Genomic DNA, 16,320 nt, shown 5'->3' with positions numbered 1-16,320 from the left:
GGCGCCAGCCAGCGCCTCTATTCCGGCTGTGACCGAAAGTCCAACGGTCACCAACCTCGGTCCGGCATCCGCCGTGACCTCGACGAGCGTCGCCGAGCAGGTCGGCGACCGGATCTGGACCATCACCTCCGGCGTCTCACCCGTCCAGGTCGGTGCATTCGACCCGGTCAGCAAGACCGTCGACCGCAAGTTCTCGCTACCGAGCGGAGCGGGCGCGTGGGCGATGACCCACCTCGGCACCGACCTGTACATCGGCCTTTACACGCCCGGCGACGTTTACCGGGTCGACACCACGACCGGCACCGCGACCAAGGTCACGCAGTTCGGCTCGTTCATCTGGTCGATCGCCGCGACGCCGGACGGCAAGATCGTCGCAGGCACCTACCCGGACGGCGCCGTCCACGAGTACGACCCGGCCACCGGCGCCACCAAGTCGTACGGCGCTGCCGTCGCCGGCGAGCAGTACGTCCGCAGCATCGCCGCCGACGCGACCACGATCTACGCGGGCGTCGGCACCAAGGCGCACCTGATCGCGATCGATCGCGCGACCGGCGAGCGCCGCGACGTGCTCCCGGCCAAGTACGCCGACCGTACGTTCGTCGCCACCCTCGCCCTCGACGGAACGAAGCTCGCCGCAAGCCTCTCCCCCACCGGGACGATGCTCGTCTTCGACACCGCCGACCTGAGCAACCCGGTCGAGGTCCAGACACCCGGCGGCGACCAGTACATCACCGCGATCACGATCGACGGCCCCGACATCTACCTCGGCACGCGCCCGTCCGGCACGCTCTACCGCTACCGCGACAACACCCTGACCAGACTCGGCTCGCCGTACGACGGGGCGTACTTCAACCGGATCTTCGTCGACGGCTCGACGATCCGCGCCGAGCTGACCAGCCAGGTCGTCGACTTCGACGAGGCGACCGGCGAGTTCACCGGCACCGATCTCGGTCAGGCCGGTCTCCCGCCCGCGCCCGAGCAGGCGATGGCGATTGCCGCGACCCCGACCTCCGTGCTGGTCAGCGGCAAGGCCGGCATCCAGGTCCACGACCTCGCCACCGGCGCCAGCACTCGCACGTTCCTCCCCGGCGAGGCGAAGACGCTGACCCCGATCGGCCGCGACATCTACCTCGGCGTCTACACGCTGGCTCGTCTCTGGCAGATGAAGCCCGACGGCTCCGACCTGCACGAGCTCGGCCAGATCGGCAACGAGCAGACCCGCCCCACCGATGCCGCGTACGACGCCCGGTCCCGCACCTGGCTGATCTCCACCGAACCCGACTACGGCAAGTACGACGGCACGCTCGTCGAGCAGCACTTGAGCACCGGGCAACGCGAGGTCCACCGCGGCGTCGTACCGCAGCAATCGGTCCGATCGGTGACCACGGCAGACGGCATCGCCTACTTGGGCGGTGCGACCCGGAACAGCCTCGGCACCGACCCGATCTTGCCCGAGGCAACCGTCGTCGCCTTCGACCTGCGCCGCAACAAGGTGCTGTGGGCAACCGCTCCCTTGTCGAAGGCACAGAGCTACAGCGATCTCGTCGTCTATCGCGGCCGCCTGTACGCGACGACCGACGACGGCCGGCTCGCCGTCCTCGATCCCCGCACCGGCAAGCTCGTCAACAGCGCTACGCTCGGCACGACCCAGAGCCGGCTCACGATCGCTCGCTCCGGTCTCTACGGCACAGACAACAACCGCGTCTTCAAGATCACGCTGGCGCTGACAATCACCACCGTGGTCGACAACCTCGGCGCCCAGATCTACAGCTATCCGCTGATCACCACCTCCCCCAACGGCGACGCGCTCTACACGATCAAGGGCCGTGACCTCATCCGCATCGGAGGGCTCCGATGATCATCTCCCGCCGTACTGCGCTTGCCGGTGTGCTGGCCACCGGTGCCCTGACGACCCTGCCCACCACAGCTCATGCGGAGGACAGTCCCATCGACGGATCAACGCTGCCCAGCGCCGGTCCCGCGGTCGTGACGGCTGCTGTCGTCGCGATGGCGGTGCACGACGGCCACGCCTACGTCATCAGCCGCGGCATCGTCCCGCCAAGGCTGACCGAGATCGACCTGACCACCCGGGTCGTGACGAGGACCGTCGAGCTGCCGACCGGCGAAGGCGGCTGGGGTATCACTGTTGCCGGAGGCAAAGTCTATGCCGGGCTCTACCCGGTCGCCGACGTCTATTGCTTCGATCCCGCCGACGGCTCCGTGACCCACGTCGGGACGCTCGCCGGTGCCGGCGGCTTCGTCTGGGACATGACGACGGCGCCCGACGGACAGGTGTTCGCGGTCAGCTATCCGAACGGCGCCGTCTGGCAGATCGACCCGGCAACGAACACTCCGACCCAGCTCGGCGCGCCGGTGCCCGGGGCGCAGTACGGACGGTATGTCGGTGCCGCAGGCAACTACGTGTACGCCGGGATCTACACGCCGTCGCAGCTGGTCGGGTACGACCGGAGTACGAAGGTCTTCAAGGACCTCACGCCCGATGCGTCCCGTGGGCAGAACTTCGGCCCGTTCGCGGCGACGGACGACCGGATCTTCGTCGGCAGCAGCCAGGCGGTGCTCAGCATGGCGCTCGACGGCACCGACGTCCGCAGTACGCCGCTCCCCGACGGCGAAACGGGGGTCGACGCGATAACAGTCGCCGTTGACGGCACGGCGTACCTCACCACGAGGACCTCCGGAACGGTCTGGAAGTGGGGGCCGGAGGGGCTCATCGCGGTGGCGACTCCGGCGCCGCAGGACGAGCACCGCAAGCTCGAGTTCCTCAACCCGACGACGCTGCTCGGCGCGACCGGGTCAGGCGTGCTCTGGTGGCTGGATGTCTCCACCGGTTCGTTCGAACTGCTCGACCTGATCGACGCCGGGTTCACGCCCGCGCCGGACAAGCCGCAGTCGATCGTGCTCGGCGACCCGCACCTGTACGTCGGCGGTCACTGGGTGATCACCGAGCACGCAGGTGACACAACCCGGCGCCTCCGCGTCGCGGGCGAGGCGAAGACGCTCACCTGGGTCCGCGGCGAGCTGTACTCCGCGCTGTACCCGAGCACCGAAGTCGTCCGCGTCAACCCACGGACCAAAGAAGTCCACAGCTTCGGCACGATCGATCACGAGCAGATCCGTCCCTGGCAGGCGGCGTACGACGAGAAGTCGAAGCTGCTCGCGATCGCGTCGGCACCCGGCACGGGCAAGCTCACCGGCGCCCTGACGCTGCTGGACGTGCGCACCGGCGAACTCGACGTGCACTTCGGGATCCTGCCCGACCAGAGCGTGATGACGGTCTCGATCGTCGACGGCATCGCGTACCTCGGCGGGGACGTGGTGGGCGGTGGCGGCATCACGCCGACCCGCACCTCGGCCGCGATCGCCGCCTTCGACCTCTGCCGGCGCGAGCTGCTCTGGACCGTCGAACCGCTCGCCGGCGAGCGCTCCATCCAGAGTGTCGCGGTCCACAACGGGATCCTGTACGGCGTACTGAAACGCACCAGCGGCGGCTGGTTCCGCTACGACCTGCGCACCAAGACCGCCGTACGCGGTGAGAACAAGCTGTCCGGCTACGGCCAGATCCACGCTGACCGGACCGGCGTCTACTGTGAGACGAACTTCGGCGGGAACCTGTATCAGCTCGGCCACGGTCCCGCGAGGCTGCTGGTGAACAACCTGGGCGACGGCTGGTACACCGTCCCGCAACTGACTCCGGTACGCGGTGCCCGGCACAGCGTCTGGGGTCTCGCCGACCGCGACCTCGTCCAACTACCGTTGCCCTAAGCAAAGGATTCTCGTGATGGAGAACAGTCAGCTCGCCCGGGACGGCGGTCCGCCGGTCCGCACGGACCCGCTGCCGTCGGTGATGAACGCCAGCGGCCGGCGCTTCGGCGACGACGAGGTCAAAGCGGTCGAGCGGGTGCTCCGCAGCGGCATGCTGTCGGCCACCTGGGGCACCGAGGTGCCTGCGCTCGAGCTGGAGTTCGCGTCGCTGCTCGGCGCCGGGCACGCGGTCACCTGCAGCTCGGGTACGGCGGCCCTGCACCTGGCCGTCGCCGCGGTGAACCCCACGCCGGGTGACGAGATCATCACCACGCCGATCAGCGACATGGGCACGGTGTTCCCGATCATGATGCAGAACGCCGTACCGGTGTTCGCGGACGTCGACCCGATCACCGGGAACCTGACGCCCGAGTCGGTCGCGGCCGCGATCACGCCGCGGACCAAGGCGGTGATCGTCGTACACCTGTTCGGCAAGCCCGCGCGGGTGCGCGAACTGCGGGAGCTGTGCGACCAGCACGGGATCCTGCTGATCGAGGACTGCGCGCAGGCGTACCTCGCGCCGGTCGGCGACTCGTTCGTCGGCCGGATCGGGCACATCGGCTGCTTCAGCCTGCAGCAGACCAAGCACATCAGCGCCGGCGACGGCGGGCTCACGGTCACCGACGACGCGCAGAAGGCCAGGCGGATGCGGCTGTTCGCAGACAAGGGCTGGCCGCGGGACACCGACGAGCGGACGTACCTGTTCCTCGCGCTGAACTACCGCATGACCGAGCTCGTCGCCTCGGTCACGCGAGCCCAGCTGAACCGGCTCCGCGGCGTCATCGAGGACCGTCGTACGGCGGCTCTCCGAGCGACCGCCGGGATCGAAGACCTGGCCGGTATCACGCCGCCACCCGACGGGCACGACCATGTGTACTGGCAGTACCCGCTGATCATCTCCGAAGCCGCCGGCGACATGCGCGAGTGGGCCGCAGCCCTGTCCGCCGAGGGCATCCCGGCGAACGGCGGGTACCTGACCAGCCCGCTTTACGCCGCACCCGCCGTCCGCGATCGGATCACGTACGGCGACTCCGGGTTCCCGCTACAGGACGTGTCGTACCCGGTCGGCCTGTGCCCGAATGCCGAGGAGCTGATCAACAACCGCCTCCTCGTGCTGCCCTGGAACGAGAACTACACCGAATCCGACGTCGACGACATCGTCGCCGCGATCCGCAAGGTGCACAAAGCCCTGGCCCGGGAGGCCTGATGACTGTACTGATGCCACGCCTCCGGCGCGGCGGGTCCCGGGGCTGTTACTCCCGGTCTTCCCTCGTCGCTCCGCTCCTCAGTCCAGACCGGGAGGCCCCGTGACCGACGACACTCCCCTGCTGCTCGATTGCGACATCCTGGTCGGGCACGACGTGACGACGGGGCGCTGGGGCCGGCCCGAGAAGGTGCGGGGCGTCCTCGATGGGAGCGGGATCTCCGGCGGGGTCGTGTCCGCGCTTCGGGCGGTGCACTTCGACGTACCGTCGGGGAACGACGAGGCGGACAAGGTTGCTAATGGCAACGGGTGGACGTCGTGCCCGGTGCTGGACCTGCGCGATCCGTTGGGCGCCGAGAGGGAGCTGGAGCGGCTGCTGTCGGGTGACGCTCCGCCGCGAGCGGTGCGGTTGGCGCCGACCGCGCAGAGCGTGGAGCCGAGCTTCCCGTCGTTCGGCCACGTCGTGCAGCTGCTGGTCGACGCCGGCGTGACGATCTTCACCGAGGGCGACGTACGCAAGGTCGGTCCGGCGCTCTGCGGGCTCGGGGCGCGGGTGGTCTTCCTCGACACGCACTTCTACTACCTCGGCGACTTCGTGATCATGGCCCGCTCGGAGCCCGGTTTCCACACCTCGACCCGGATGCTGACCGGACCTGACTCGCTCGAGATCGTGGCCGCGGAGGTCGGCGCGGAGCGGCTCGTGCTCGGCTGCCGTACGCCGTTCCACGAGACCCGCTCGGTGGTCCGCCGGCTGCTGACGTCCAAGCTCAGCCCCGACGAGATCGCGCAGGCCGGGAGCCGCAGCCTCAAGACCCTTCTGGAGCCCGCATGCTGATCGACGTACACGCCCATTGGGGTCCGTGGTTCTTCTCGATGGACACCGCGAGCATCGACGTCAACATCGACCTGATCGACCGCTTCGGCATCGACCTCCAACTGGTCTCGTCGATCGAGGGCATCGTGTACGACGCCCCGCTCGGCAACCGCTCGCTCGCCGAACAGCTCCCGGTCGACGAGCGCCTGCGCGGCATGATCGTCGTCGACCCGCGCCGCCTCGACGAAGCCCGGACCGACCTCGACGTACTGCTCGCCGGGGACGGACGGTCGCGGTGGGTCGGCGCGAAGATCCACAGCGAGTACAGCCGGACGCCGATCAGCTCGCCCGCGATGCAGGCCGCGATCGAGCTCACCACGGAGTACGGCCTGCCGACGCTCGTGCACACCTGGGGCAACACCGTCGTCGATCTCGCCGACGTCGCGGCCCGGGTCCCCGAGGCGCGGGTGCTCGCCGGTCACATGGGCGCGAACGGCTGGCCGCGGGTGCCGGAGGCGGCCGACCGGTCCGACCGGATCTGGTTCGAGCCGTGCTGGTCCGCGCCGGAGGCGAACCGGATCCGCTGGATCCTCGACCAGATCGGCCCGAGCCGTCTGATGTTCGGGACCGATGCGACGTTGATCGACCCGTCGGTCGCGCTGGGTGCGCTCGAAGCCGCCGAGCTGACGGCCGCCGAGCACGAGGCCATCACCCACCGCAACGCCGCCGACCTCTTCGCTCTCTGACCCCGGTCCGCCCTCTGAGGGGTCAACCCCTCAGATGGCGGGTTGACCCCTCAGATTCTGACTGCCTAACCGACCAGCTCAGGGGTTGACCCCTCAGAGGGCGGACGGGCTGGGTCGGGGGCGGGGGCGGGTGGGGTCAGTGGGTGGCGGTGAAGACGAGGATGTCGGTCTCGGGGCCGCGGACCTCGGGCTCCTGCCAGCCGAGGTGGCGGTAGAACGCGATCGCGTCGTGGTTCTGGTTCCAGGCCAGCAGCCAGGCGCGGGAGCGCTCACGGGTGGCCGTTTCGAGCAGGCGCCGGGCGAGGCCGGTGCCGCGGGCGTGTTCGAGTACGCCGAGCTCGTCCACCTCGAACGCGCCGACGAGGAATTCGTCGACCTGCTCAGCGCCGATCCGGTCGAGGACGCTGCCGTACGACCGGTCGGTCCGGAACGGCGCCGGCGTCGTCCAGCCGGTGACGAACCCGGCGATCCGCCCGTCCTCTGTACGCTCGATCCACGCCTGGAACCCGTCCCGCTCCACGTCCCCCTCGAGCCGCTTCCGGAACGCGATCCGGGTCTGCTCGGGGTCCCGGTGCTCGAACGGCGGTGACGTGAACACCTCGACGTACGCCGTCGTCAGTTCGTCCGCGATCTCCAGCAGGTCCCGCCCATACGTCTGCACCGCTCCAACCTAGCGTCGGAGCGGTGCCGTCCTGCAGCTCAGCTGGTCGGTGCCGGCTCGAGGTCCACCGCGGGGTCTACTGCTGGGACCGTGATCGTGGGGTCCGGCATGGAGGCGATCGTCTCGAGTTCGGTGCGGAACTGCGGCAGCATCCAGCGCAGCGGCTGGTCCAGGACGCGCGCGATGGTTGTCTCGTCGACCCGGAGCAGGTCGCCGATCCGGGCGAGCGCGTCCGGCTCGTCGGAGGCGGCGTACAGCAGGTGGACGACCTCGTGGCGGTGCGCGAACACTGCGAGCGCCGCGGCGGCCAGACCGGCATCGATTTCGGGCAGACTGGTGATTTCCCCGTTAACTGTCACGACAACCTCAACCCGTCAAGGCCCCGATCGGTTACGTGTCAGTCTTGACACTCGTCCAGTTTTCAACTGGGTAGCCAGGAGACTTTGCCCAGCAGGTACGTCGCGCCGATCAGCGCGGCGGTGTCGATCAGGGTGTGGGCGACCACGAGCGGCATGATCCGGCCCCAGCGGCGATACAGCCAGGTGAAGATCACGCCCATGATCACGTTGCCGGCGAAGCCGCCGAGGCCCTGGTAGAGGTGGTACGAGCCGCGGATGAGCGAACTGGTCACGGTCGCCCGTCGTACGGACCAGCCGAGTTGGTCGAGCCGGTGGTTGAGGTAGCCGAGCACGACGACTTCCTCGAGTACGGCGTTCTGCGCGGAGACCGCGATCAGGATCGGGATCCGCCACCAGTAGTCGGGCAGCTGCGACGGATCGACGGTCAAGTTGGCGCCGGTCGCGTGTGCACCGATGTAGAACAACAGGCCGGCACCGCCGATGATCGCCGCGATCGCCGTACCGCGCCCGAGATCCCGCAGCCGGTCGCGCAGATCGAAGCCGATCGTCCGCAGGGTCTCGCCACCCCGCGCGAGAAAGTGCCCGACCAGCGCCACAGGCACCAGCGCGGTCACGATCGCAAACACCTGCCAACTCAAATCCAGCCAAGGCCGCCCCGGCGCCCGCGACCCCACAATCACCGCCGTCTGCCCACTGATCGGCTTGGCCGAGGTCAACACCCCGGCGAACGAAATGACAGCCGCCACCCCGGAGGCACCCAAGGACAACGCCAGGACAAGCCAGATCTCCCGGGTGAGCACCCGCCGGCTGACCCCGACGGGTACTGAAGGTGCGGACGGCTCGGCCGGGGTGATGGAGTCTTCGGCGGGGCTCGTCATGGTTCAACTATCGCGCAGTAGATCCAGCAGGTTGTCGAAGAGGTCGGCCGGGTCGGCGGATAGGGCGTACTGGGATTGGATCTGTAGGCCGTCGGAGAGAGCTATCAGGACCGTGGCGATGGTTTCCGGGTCGGCCGACGGGTTGAACGTGCCGGCTGACTGGCGGGTGCGGATTGCGTCGGCCAGGGAAGCGCGGATGGCGGCGTAGCGGTCGACGAAGTACGTGTGGGAGTTGTGATCGGGGTCGCCGGCCTCGGCGGAGAAGGTGGAATAGAGCTCGACGAGACCTGGTACCGATCCGTTGTGCCGGACCGCAGCGGCCAGCAGTTCGATCGGATCGGCGGCGTCGGCGAAGCGGGAGCGGTCTGCCTCGTCGCGGGCTCGCAGTACGGCCTCGAAGAGCTTCTCCTTGGAGCCGAAGTAGTGCAGCAACCCCGCCTCGCTGAGCCCGACCGCGGCGGCCAGTTCACGTGTCGACGTCTTCCGGTAGCCGTGGCGCGCGATCACCTCGAGGGCGGCCCGCAGGATCTCCTCCCGCTTCGCGACACCCTTCGCGTACGGACCTCTGGAAGTTGCCATACCCAAAACCTAGCATCACTCGGTTTTCGCACGTACAGTCTTCGCCATGAACTTCGACGACCTGCTCGGCCGGCTCACCCTCGAGGACAAGGTCCGGATCCTCACCGGCCAGGACTTCTGGTCGACCTACGCGCTGCCCGCGATCGGCCTCCGCTCGATGGTGCTGTCCGACGGCCCGAGCGGTGTCCGCGGCCCGGTCTGGGACGAGCGCGACCCGTCGCTCAACCTCCCGTCCGCCACCGCCCTCTCGTCCTCCTGGGACGTCGAGATCGCCCATCGGTACGGCGTGGTGTCGGCGCTGGAGGCCCGCCGGAAGAATGTCGACGTCGTCCTCGGCCCGACGATCAACCTGCATCGTTCCCCACTCGGCGGCCGGCACTTCGAGGCGTTCAGCGAGGACCCGGTGCTGACCGCGGAGCTCGCCGCGGCGTACGTCGCCGGCGTCCAGGAGCTCGGCGTCGGCGCCACCCCGAAGCACTACGTGGCGAACGACTTCGAGACCGATCGCTTCACCGCGAACGTCGTGGTCGACGAGCGCACGCTCCGCGAGGTCTACCTGCTCGCGTTCGAGAAGGCCGTGACCGAGTCGAAGGCGTGGCTCGTGATGAGCGCGTACAACTCGATCAACGGCGCGACCGCCTCCGAGAACGACCTGCTCGAGACCCCGCTGAACACCGACTGGGGCTTCGACGGCGTCGTGGTCAGCGACTGGACCGCGGTCCGCAGCGTGGAGAGCGCCAAGCACTCCCAGGACCTCGCGATGCCCGGCCCGGTCGGCGCCTGGGGCGACGCACTCGTCGAGGCTGTCCGTTCCGGCGAGGTCAAGGAAGACGCGATCGACCGCAAGGTCCTGCGCATCCTCGCTCTGGCCGCCCGCGTCGGCGCCCTCGAAGGCTACGAGAAGCCGGCCGACGTACCGCAGGTGGACGGCGTCGCCTTCGCTCGGAGGGCGGCCGCCGAAGGCACCGTCCTGCTCACCAATAAGAGCGAACTGCCGTGGGCCGAGCTCCAACGCGTCGCCGTCATCGGACACAACGCCCGCGACGCCCGCACCCAGGGTGGCGGCAGCGCGACCGTGATCCCGTCGGCCGTCGTCTCCCCGCTCGACGGAATCCGCAAGGCACTCCCGAACGCCGAGGTCACCTACTCGCTCGGCGCCGTCGTCCAGGAGGGCGTCGGCGAGTTGCCACCGGCAACCATGACCAACCCGCAGACCGGCGAGCGCGGCGCCCACGTACGCTTCCTGACCGCCGATGGCACCGAGCTGTACGCCGAGGACCGCTTCTCCAGCGCCCTCGTCTACCTCGGCGGCGACGCACCGATCGCCGAGTCCACGGTCTTCGAGTTCCGCACCACCTGGACCCCGGCCGAATCCGGTGCGATCAAGCTCGGCTTCGCCTCGGTCGGCCGCGGCCGGATCTTTGCCGACAGCAACCTCCTCCGGGAGGACACCGCGATTCCGGTGGGCACCGACCTCGGCGCCGCGCTGCTCTCACCGCCGTCGATCTCCACACCGCTCGAGGTGACCGCCGGTACGCCGGTCGATATCCGCGTCGAGCTCGATCTGCCCAAGCTGGAAGGCGGTCTGAGCAACGCGTTCGGCATCGTCGTCGGCGTCGAGCCCGGCAACGACGACCCGCAGGCCCTGATCGACGAGGCTGTCGCGGCGGCCCGCGCCGCGGACGTCGCACTGGTTGTCGTAGGCACCAATTCGAAGGTCGAATCCGAAGGCTACGACCGTACGTCGCTCGCACTGCCCGGCCGCCAGGACGACCTCGTCCGCGCGGTCGCGGCCGCCAACCCGCGCACGGTCGTCGTGGTCAACGCCGGCTCCCCCGTCCTCCTCCCCTGGCGGGACGACGTCGCGGCCGTGCTGGCGACGTACTTCGGTGGCCAGCAGTACGGCGACGCGCTCGCCGACGTACTCCTCGGCCGGACCGAGCCCGGCGGTCGTCTCCCGACCACCTGGCCGCGCGAGGAGGCCGACGTACCGGTCATCGACGTCACCCCGAAGGACGGCGTCGTGCGGTACGACGAGGGCATCCACGTCGGCTACCGCGCTTGGCTCAAGGCTGGCACCGAGCCGGCGTACGAGTTCGGCCACGGCCTCGGGTACACCACTTGGGAGCTGTCCGACCTCCGCGCCAACGACCCGACATCGGTCGCGCTGACCGTCCGCAACACCGGCGACCGCGCCGGCAAGCACGTCGTCCAGGTGTACGCCGAACGCGCCGACAGCACGGTCGATCGACCGGTGCGCTGGCTGGCGGGCTTCGCCGTCGTACGCCTCGACGCCGGGCAGGCACGCGAGATCACGGTCACCCTGCACGACCACACCTTCGAACACTGGCAGGACGGCTGGACCACCGAGCCAGGCACCTTCACCCTCCGAGCCGGCTCGTCCGTGTCGGATCTCGCACTCACGGCCGAACTGGAGATCCTGCGCTAGCTGCCCAGCTGGGCGAGCCCCGGCGTTCGTTCGACGGACGCCTTCAGCCCGACACCGGCCGTCCCACCACGCGACGGCCGGTGTCGGACTGCCAGTACAAGACCGACCGCCCGGACCGGCGGCGTTCCAGCAACCCGCTGTCGGTCAGCACCCGGAGATGGTCGGAGATCGTCGCCAGCGACAAACCGGTCGTCGCGACCAGCAGCGTCGTGCTCACGGGTGCCGCAGCCTCGACCAGGATGCGCGCACGGTTGCGCCCGAGCAGCTGCACCAACGGCTCGTCCGGCGTCGCCGTGGTCGCGAAGATGCCGGTGACCGGGTAGGCCAGCGCGAAGCGGTCCGGCAACCGCCAGCTCACATTCACCCGCTGCGTATGCGCCGCGATGAACATCAGGTCCCGTCCGCGAACATCGGTGGGCGGATAGTCCCAGCGGTTGACCTGGATCCGCCCCTCGCCGAGCCACCGCACGTCCGGCCCCAATCCGCGGAGCACCCCGGACCAGCCCTGCTCGCTGAGCCGCGACGTCCGCGACACGATGTCGGCCTGCAGCACCCGCAACCGCCGCGGCCACTCCGGCTCGATAGTCACGCGCCAGATCCACCGCAACAAGTCAGCAGCCTCCGCGGCCAGCCCGGACGACGAGAGCAGGATCGGCGACAGCGGCGTGCGTACGACGCTCAGGTCCGCGCGGATCCGCTCATCGTCCAACGAGGTCAGGTACTCGAGCTCCGTGTCCAGGGCAAGGTCCGGCTGGAGGGGCGGGACGGTGAAGAAGTCGGCCGCCCAGCTGGTCCCGAAGGCGTTGTCGACGATCGCCGCCCAGACCGGGTTCGCCGCCAGCGCCGCCTGGTATGCGGCAGTGTGCGCGTCCTTCCACGGCCGATACCAAGGCTCGACCGGCGTCCGCAGTAGCTTCAGCGCCGACACCGTCTCGGTGAGCTGCGACGTACCGAACCGGGCGTTCACCAGGGTGTCGGCATCGACAAGGAATTCGGACAACGTTTCGCCTCCATCCGAAACTGTAGGCGTCGAGCAGCCCGCGGTCGATGGTGTCCGTCATGAGCACGTACACGCAGATCTTCGCCAACCGCGAGTTCCGCAATCTGTGGATCGGCAGCGCGTTGGGCAACGCGTCCTCGACGATGACCAGCCTGACGCTGGCGATCGTGGTCGACGCCACGACCGGATCCGCGCTGCTCGCGGCGACGATCATGTTCGGTCCGTCGCTCGCCCAGGTGCTCGGCGTCTCCACGCTGATGTCGGCCGCGGACACCGCCCGGCCCCGGCAGATCCTCACGCTGCTCGCGGCCGGTTCGGCCGTTGCGGTCGGCATCCAAGCGGCGCTCGATCTCTCCCCCGGCCTGCGTCTCGTGCTGTCGCTCACCCTCGCCTACGGTTTGTCGATCGGCGCCGGCGTCCGCTACGGGCTGCTCGGCGAAGTGGTGCACGACGACCAGTTCATCCTCGGCCGGTCCGCGATGAACCTGTCGGTCGGCGCGATGCAGATCGCCGGCTTCGGCATCGCGGGCATCTTGCTGCAGGCTGTCAGCCCGTCCACGGTCCTCTGGATCGCGACCGGCTTCGCCACCCTCGCCGTACCGGTCGTCCGGTTCGGCCTGCAGGATCGTCCGCCACGCCGGGTCGCCCGGACGGGTCTCGCCGAGACCTGGCGCGGCAACCGCACACTCCTCGCGCAGAAGCGCACCCGTCCGCTTCTACTCGCACTGACCCTTCCCAACGGCCTGATCGTCGGCTGCGAGGCCCTCTTCGTCCCGTACGCCGGACCGCGCGCGGGCTGGCTGCTCGCCGCGGGAGCCGCCGGGATGATGAGCGGTGATCTCACCGTCGGCCGCTTCCTCACCCGCAACGGCCGCCGGGTCGCGGCACGGTGGCTCCGGTTCGTCCTCGCCGTACCGTTCCTTGGCTTCGCGTTCCAGCTGCCGATCGCTGTGCTCTGCGCACTCGTCGCCGTCGGGAGTTTCGGCTACTCGGCATCCCTTGCTCAGCAGGAAGTCCTCGTCGACCTCACTCCGGCGGAGCTGCGCGGACAGGTGCTCGGGCTCGAGTCCGCACTGCGTGGTACTACGTTCGGCGTGGTCGCGATCCTGGCCGGCGCTCTGGCGGACCTGACCTCGGCCGCTCCGACGATGACAGCCTTCGCAGCCGCCTCCCTGATCGTCTCCGCGATCCTCTCCCGCCCGCTGTCCCGGGTGATGCGGCCCGCCGGATCGATAGGCTCACGGCATGGAAGTGGTCCGGCTGCGGAAAGTCTCGAAACGGTACGGGCGGCGGGAGATCCTGGCTGACGTCGACCTGCAGGTGAACGCGGGCGAACTGCTCGCACTGGTCGGTGCCAACGGCTCCGGCAAGTCCACCGTCCTGAAGTTGATGGTCGGGCTGTCCCGGCCGTCGGCCGGATCGGTGCAACGCAACGCCACCGTCGTCAGCTACGTCCCGGATGTGTTCGCGTCGCACGATCGGCTCTCCGCTTCGGCGTACCTGAGGCACATGGGACGGATCCGCGGACTCAGCACGCGTTCGGCGCAAGCCCGCGCTCACGAGCTACTGGATCGGCTTGCACTCTCGGGCGGTGCGGACACACCGATGCGGAAGCTGTCGAAGGGCAACGCGCAGAAGGTGGCGCTCGCTCAAGCACTCCTCAGACAACCTGAGCTCCTCGTCCTCGATGAGCCCTGGGCCGGTCTCGACGCGACCGCGCACACCACGTTGCGCGAGCTCCTCACCGAGACCGCCGCACAGGGCGCCGCCGTCGCCTTCACCGAGCACTCCGCCCAGGTGGTCCGTTCGACGGCGACCCGGGTCTGCGAGATCGAGCACGGCCGGCTGACGGCCATCACCCATCAGACAAGTTTGACCGAGATCTCGATGGTGCCGGGCGCCAACATCGACTGGTCGCGGCACCCGGACGTGGTCGAAGTACGACCGCACGAGGCAGGCATCACACTGATGGTGCCGACCGGGCTCCACGACGCGACGCTGCTGACGGCCCTGCAACACGGCTGGTCGGTCACGACGGTCCGCCAGGTGAGGTCCGAGTGACTGCCCTCTACCGCTATCTGGTGACGAGCGTCCTGCTCTCCCAGCGCTACCTCCCGCCGACACTGATCTTCCTGGCCGCGATGGCCGTCGGTACGACGTCGGACAACGGCCCGCTTCAGTCGTCGTACGCGTTCTGCGTGCTCGCGATGCTGGTCTGTACGACGTGGCTGACCGTGAGCATCGTCAATCACGAGGACCCGACGCAGCGGCAGATCACGGTCGTGACGATGGGGAGCTCGCTGCGAGTCCTCGCGACGACGGTCGCTGTCGTCGTGACGTGGTGCGTACCGCTGCTGATCATCGGGTTGGTCTACCCGATCGTCACCGGGAACCATGTCGTCACCGCGGGCACGCTCGCGGTCGGTGCGGCCGCCCAACTCGGCGCGGCGCTGATCGGCGCAACGATCGGGTTGTTGTGCTCGCGACTGGTGATCCGGCGGATCGGGATCGCGATGCTGACCGCGGCCGCCGCGATCCTCGCCGTACTGCTGCTGCGCTGGATCTCCCCGATCCGCTCGATCATGACCGTGCTCTCGAACGACAAGACGGCAGGCGCCAACGCCGTACCGCTCACGCTCCTCGCTGCGCTGTCCGTGGTGTTGCTGGTCGCCGCGGTGTTCGTGACCAAGGCCCTCGCGGACCGGAAGGAATGATCAGGAGGCCGCGACGGACGACAACTCGAGCGGCGCCGCCGAGCCGCGGACGATCAGGCTCGTCGCCAGCTCGACGTGGTGTGAGGCGACCTGCTCGCCGGCCGCAAGCTGCAGCGCCGTACGGAGCGCGACCGCACCCATCTCGCGTAGCGGCTGCCGCACGGTGGTGAGCGGCGGCGAGGCGAGCCGGGCCACCTCGGTGTCGTCGAAGCCGACCAGGCTGAGGTCCTCCGGCACCCGCAGACCGCGCGCCCGCGCTGCCTCGAGGATTCCGAGCGCGACCTCGTCGCTCCCGGCGAAGATCGCGGTCGGCCGGTCCCGCAGGTCCAGCACCGAGGAGCCGCCGGCGAGGCCGTCGTCGTACAGGAAGTCGCTCAACCAGACGTACTCCGGTGGCACCGTCGCGCCGGCCGCGTCCATCGCGCTGCGGAAGCCGCTCATCCGGGCCCGGTTGCACCCCGAGGTCGGCTGGCCGCCGACGTAGGCGATCCGCCGGTGCCCGAGCGACAGCAGGTGCTGCGCCGCGACCATCCCGCCGGCGAAGTTGGTCGAGCCGACGCTGGTCACCTCGGGCTCCGGCGTGTTCGCCGGGTCGATGACCACCAACGGCACGCGCGCCCGGGCCAGTGCGGCCAGATCAGCATCGGACAACTCGCTGGTGAGGCCGATCGCGGCCCGGCGGCCGCTGGCGATCAGCTGCCGGATCCAGCGCGCCGCCCGGCCCGTGCTCGCGGCCGTGATCCGAGTGGCGCCGTTGGTCGCAGTGGTCCCTGTGGCCGGCGGATGTTTCGGGCGGGAGTTCAGCACGATGTCGACCCCGGCTGCCTGACCGGCCTCGACGACGCCCTGGATCACCTCGACCGAGTAGGCGTTGACCACGCCCTGGTAGAACAGCTCGATCGTGTCCCGCTGCACCGGGTCCGGCCGGCGACCGACGTACCCGTGCTTCTGGAGGATCTCCTGGACGCGCGCGCGGGTGACCGGCGAGACATCGCTGCGCCCGTTCAGCACCTTGGAGACCGTGGCGACCGAGACGCCGGCGGACCCGGCCACCGTCGCCAGGGTGACGCGACCCTTCAATCGAGTCATCTCCG

Annotated in this window: 15 protein-coding genes; 9 read left to right on the top strand and 6 right to left on the bottom strand. The window is 69.3% G+C overall.

The window, feature by feature from the left end:
* Positions 1-28 precede the first annotated feature (28 nt).
* From EV645_RS30005 to EV645_RS29985, 5 genes are all read left to right on the top strand, one after another.
* Positions 29-1,858, top strand: coding sequence for an outer membrane protein assembly factor BamB family protein (locus EV645_RS30005; protein WP_130447417.1), 1,830 nt, complete (start codon positions 29-31; stop codon positions 1,856-1,858).
* Positions 1,855-3,783, top strand: a complete 1,929-nt coding sequence (locus EV645_RS30000) for an NHL repeat-containing protein (RefSeq protein WP_130447416.1) — start codon at positions 1,855-1,857, stop codon at positions 3,781-3,783. Before EV645_RS30005 ends, EV645_RS30000 begins: the two co-directional genes overlap by 4 nt.
* A 16-nt stretch (positions 3,784-3,799) precedes the next feature.
* Positions 3,800-5,029, top strand: a complete 1,230-nt coding sequence (locus tag EV645_RS29995) for a DegT/DnrJ/EryC1/StrS family aminotransferase (RefSeq protein ID WP_130447415.1) — start codon at positions 3,800-3,802, stop codon at positions 5,027-5,029.
* Between the two features lie 100 nt (positions 5,030-5,129).
* Complete coding sequence (locus tag EV645_RS29990; protein WP_130447414.1) at positions 5,130-5,861, top strand: amidohydrolase family protein; 732 nt, start codon at positions 5,130-5,132, stop codon at positions 5,859-5,861.
* A complete protein-coding gene (locus tag EV645_RS29985; protein ID WP_130447413.1) occupies positions 5,855-6,586 on the top strand; it encodes an amidohydrolase family protein in 732 nt (243 codons plus the stop codon). Before EV645_RS29990 ends, EV645_RS29985 begins: the two co-directional genes overlap by 7 nt.
* 136 nt (positions 6,587-6,722) lie before the next feature.
* On the opposite strand, the gene EV645_RS29980 is transcribed toward EV645_RS29985, so the two are convergent.
* From EV645_RS29980 to EV645_RS29965, 4 genes are all read right to left on the bottom strand, one after another.
* Positions 6,723-7,247: a GNAT family N-acetyltransferase gene (locus EV645_RS29980; protein ID WP_130447412.1), complete on the bottom strand. Its 525-nt coding sequence runs from the start codon at positions 7,245-7,247 to the stop codon at positions 6,723-6,725.
* 38 nt (positions 7,248-7,285) lie between these two features.
* A complete protein-coding gene (locus EV645_RS29975; protein WP_130447411.1) occupies positions 7,286-7,606 on the bottom strand; it encodes a hypothetical protein in 321 nt (106 codons plus the stop codon).
* A gap of 62 nt (positions 7,607-7,668) precedes the next feature.
* Positions 7,669-8,484, bottom strand: a complete 816-nt coding sequence (locus EV645_RS29970) for a CPBP family intramembrane glutamic endopeptidase (RefSeq protein ID WP_130447410.1) — start codon at positions 8,482-8,484, stop codon at positions 7,669-7,671.
* Positions 8,485-8,487: 3 nt separating this feature from the next.
* A complete protein-coding gene (locus EV645_RS29965; protein ID WP_130447409.1) occupies positions 8,488-9,063 on the bottom strand; it encodes a TetR/AcrR family transcriptional regulator in 576 nt (191 codons plus the stop codon).
* A gap of 46 nt (positions 9,064-9,109) precedes the next feature.
* Here EV645_RS29965 and EV645_RS29960 point away from each other — a divergent pair, with 46 nt between their 5' ends.
* Entirely contained in the window at positions 9,110-11,512 is a 2,403-nt protein-coding gene (locus EV645_RS29960; protein ID WP_130447408.1) for a glycoside hydrolase family 3 protein, read from the top strand.
* Positions 11,513-11,555: 43 nt separating this feature from the next.
* On the opposite strand, the gene EV645_RS29955 is transcribed toward EV645_RS29960, so the two are convergent.
* The gene (locus tag EV645_RS29955; RefSeq protein WP_130447407.1) at positions 11,556-12,512 is read right to left on the bottom strand and encodes an ArsR/SmtB family transcription factor; all 957 of its coding nucleotides are present in this window, start codon (positions 12,510-12,512) and stop codon (positions 11,556-11,558) included.
* Between the two features lie 59 nt (positions 12,513-12,571).
* Between EV645_RS29955 and EV645_RS29950 the strand changes: the two genes are divergently transcribed.
* From EV645_RS29950 to EV645_RS29940, 3 genes are read left to right on the top strand one after another with little or no spacing between them, the layout of a single operon-like run.
* The gene (locus EV645_RS29950; RefSeq protein WP_130447406.1) at positions 12,572-13,819 is read left to right on the top strand and encodes an MFS transporter; all 1,248 of its coding nucleotides are present in this window, start codon (positions 12,572-12,574) and stop codon (positions 13,817-13,819) included.
* On the top strand, positions 13,758-14,573 hold the full coding sequence (locus EV645_RS29945) for an ABC transporter ATP-binding protein (protein WP_130447405.1): 816 nt from the start codon (positions 13,758-13,760) through the stop codon (positions 14,571-14,573). Before EV645_RS29950 ends, EV645_RS29945 begins: the two co-directional genes overlap by 62 nt.
* Positions 14,570-15,226 carry a hypothetical protein gene (locus EV645_RS29940; protein ID WP_130447404.1) on the top strand — a complete coding sequence of 219 codons (657 nt, stop codon included), beginning with the start codon at positions 14,570-14,572 and terminating at the stop codon, positions 15,224-15,226. The genes EV645_RS29945 and EV645_RS29940 overlap by 4 nt, the downstream gene beginning before the upstream one ends.
* Here the strand turns inward: EV645_RS29940 and EV645_RS29935 are convergent, their stop codons facing one another.
* Positions 15,227-16,315 (bottom strand): LacI family DNA-binding transcriptional regulator, encoded by a 1,089-nt coding sequence (locus EV645_RS29935; RefSeq protein WP_130447403.1) that lies wholly within the window; start codon positions 16,313-16,315, stop codon positions 15,227-15,229.
* Positions 16,316-16,320: the final 5 nt, after the last annotated feature.

Source organism: Kribbella rubisoli, from assembly GCF_004217145.1.
GTDB lineage: Bacteria > Actinomycetota > Actinomycetes > Propionibacteriales > Kribbellaceae > Kribbella > Kribbella rubisoli.
The sequence above is the reverse complement of the archived record's forward strand: the minus strand, read 5'-3'. Positions and strand labels throughout refer to the sequence as shown.

Excerpts from the sequence above, each read along its gene's own strand:
- EV645_RS29945 (WP_130447405.1), top strand. The coding sequence starts at position 13,758 with ATGGAAGTGGTCCGGCTGCGGAAAGTCTCGAAACGGTACGGGCGGCGG.
- EV645_RS30000 (WP_130447416.1), top strand. The coding sequence starts at position 1,855 with ATGATCATCTCCCGCCGTACTGCGCTTGCCGGTGTGCTGGCCACCGGT.
- EV645_RS29960 (WP_130447408.1), top strand. The coding sequence starts at position 9,110 with ATGAACTTCGACGACCTGCTCGGCCGGCTCACCCTCGAGGACAAGGTC.
- EV645_RS29965 (WP_130447409.1), bottom strand. The coding sequence starts at position 9,063 with ATGGCAACTTCCAGAGGTCCGTACGCGAAGGGTGTCGCGAAGCGGGAG.
- EV645_RS29985 (WP_130447413.1), top strand. The coding sequence starts at position 5,855 with ATGCTGATCGACGTACACGCCCATTGGGGTCCGTGGTTCTTCTCGATG.
- EV645_RS29950 (WP_130447406.1), top strand. The coding sequence starts at position 12,572 with ATGAGCACGTACACGCAGATCTTCGCCAACCGCGAGTTCCGCAATCTG.
- EV645_RS29970 (WP_130447410.1), bottom strand. The coding sequence starts at position 8,484 with ATGACGAGCCCCGCCGAAGACTCCATCACCCCGGCCGAGCCGTCCGCA.
- EV645_RS29935 (WP_130447403.1), bottom strand. The coding sequence starts at position 16,315 with ATGACTCGATTGAAGGGTCGCGTCACCCTGGCGACGGTGGCCGGGTCC.
- EV645_RS29995 (WP_130447415.1), top strand. The coding sequence starts at position 3,800 with ATGGAGAACAGTCAGCTCGCCCGGGACGGCGGTCCGCCGGTCCGCACG.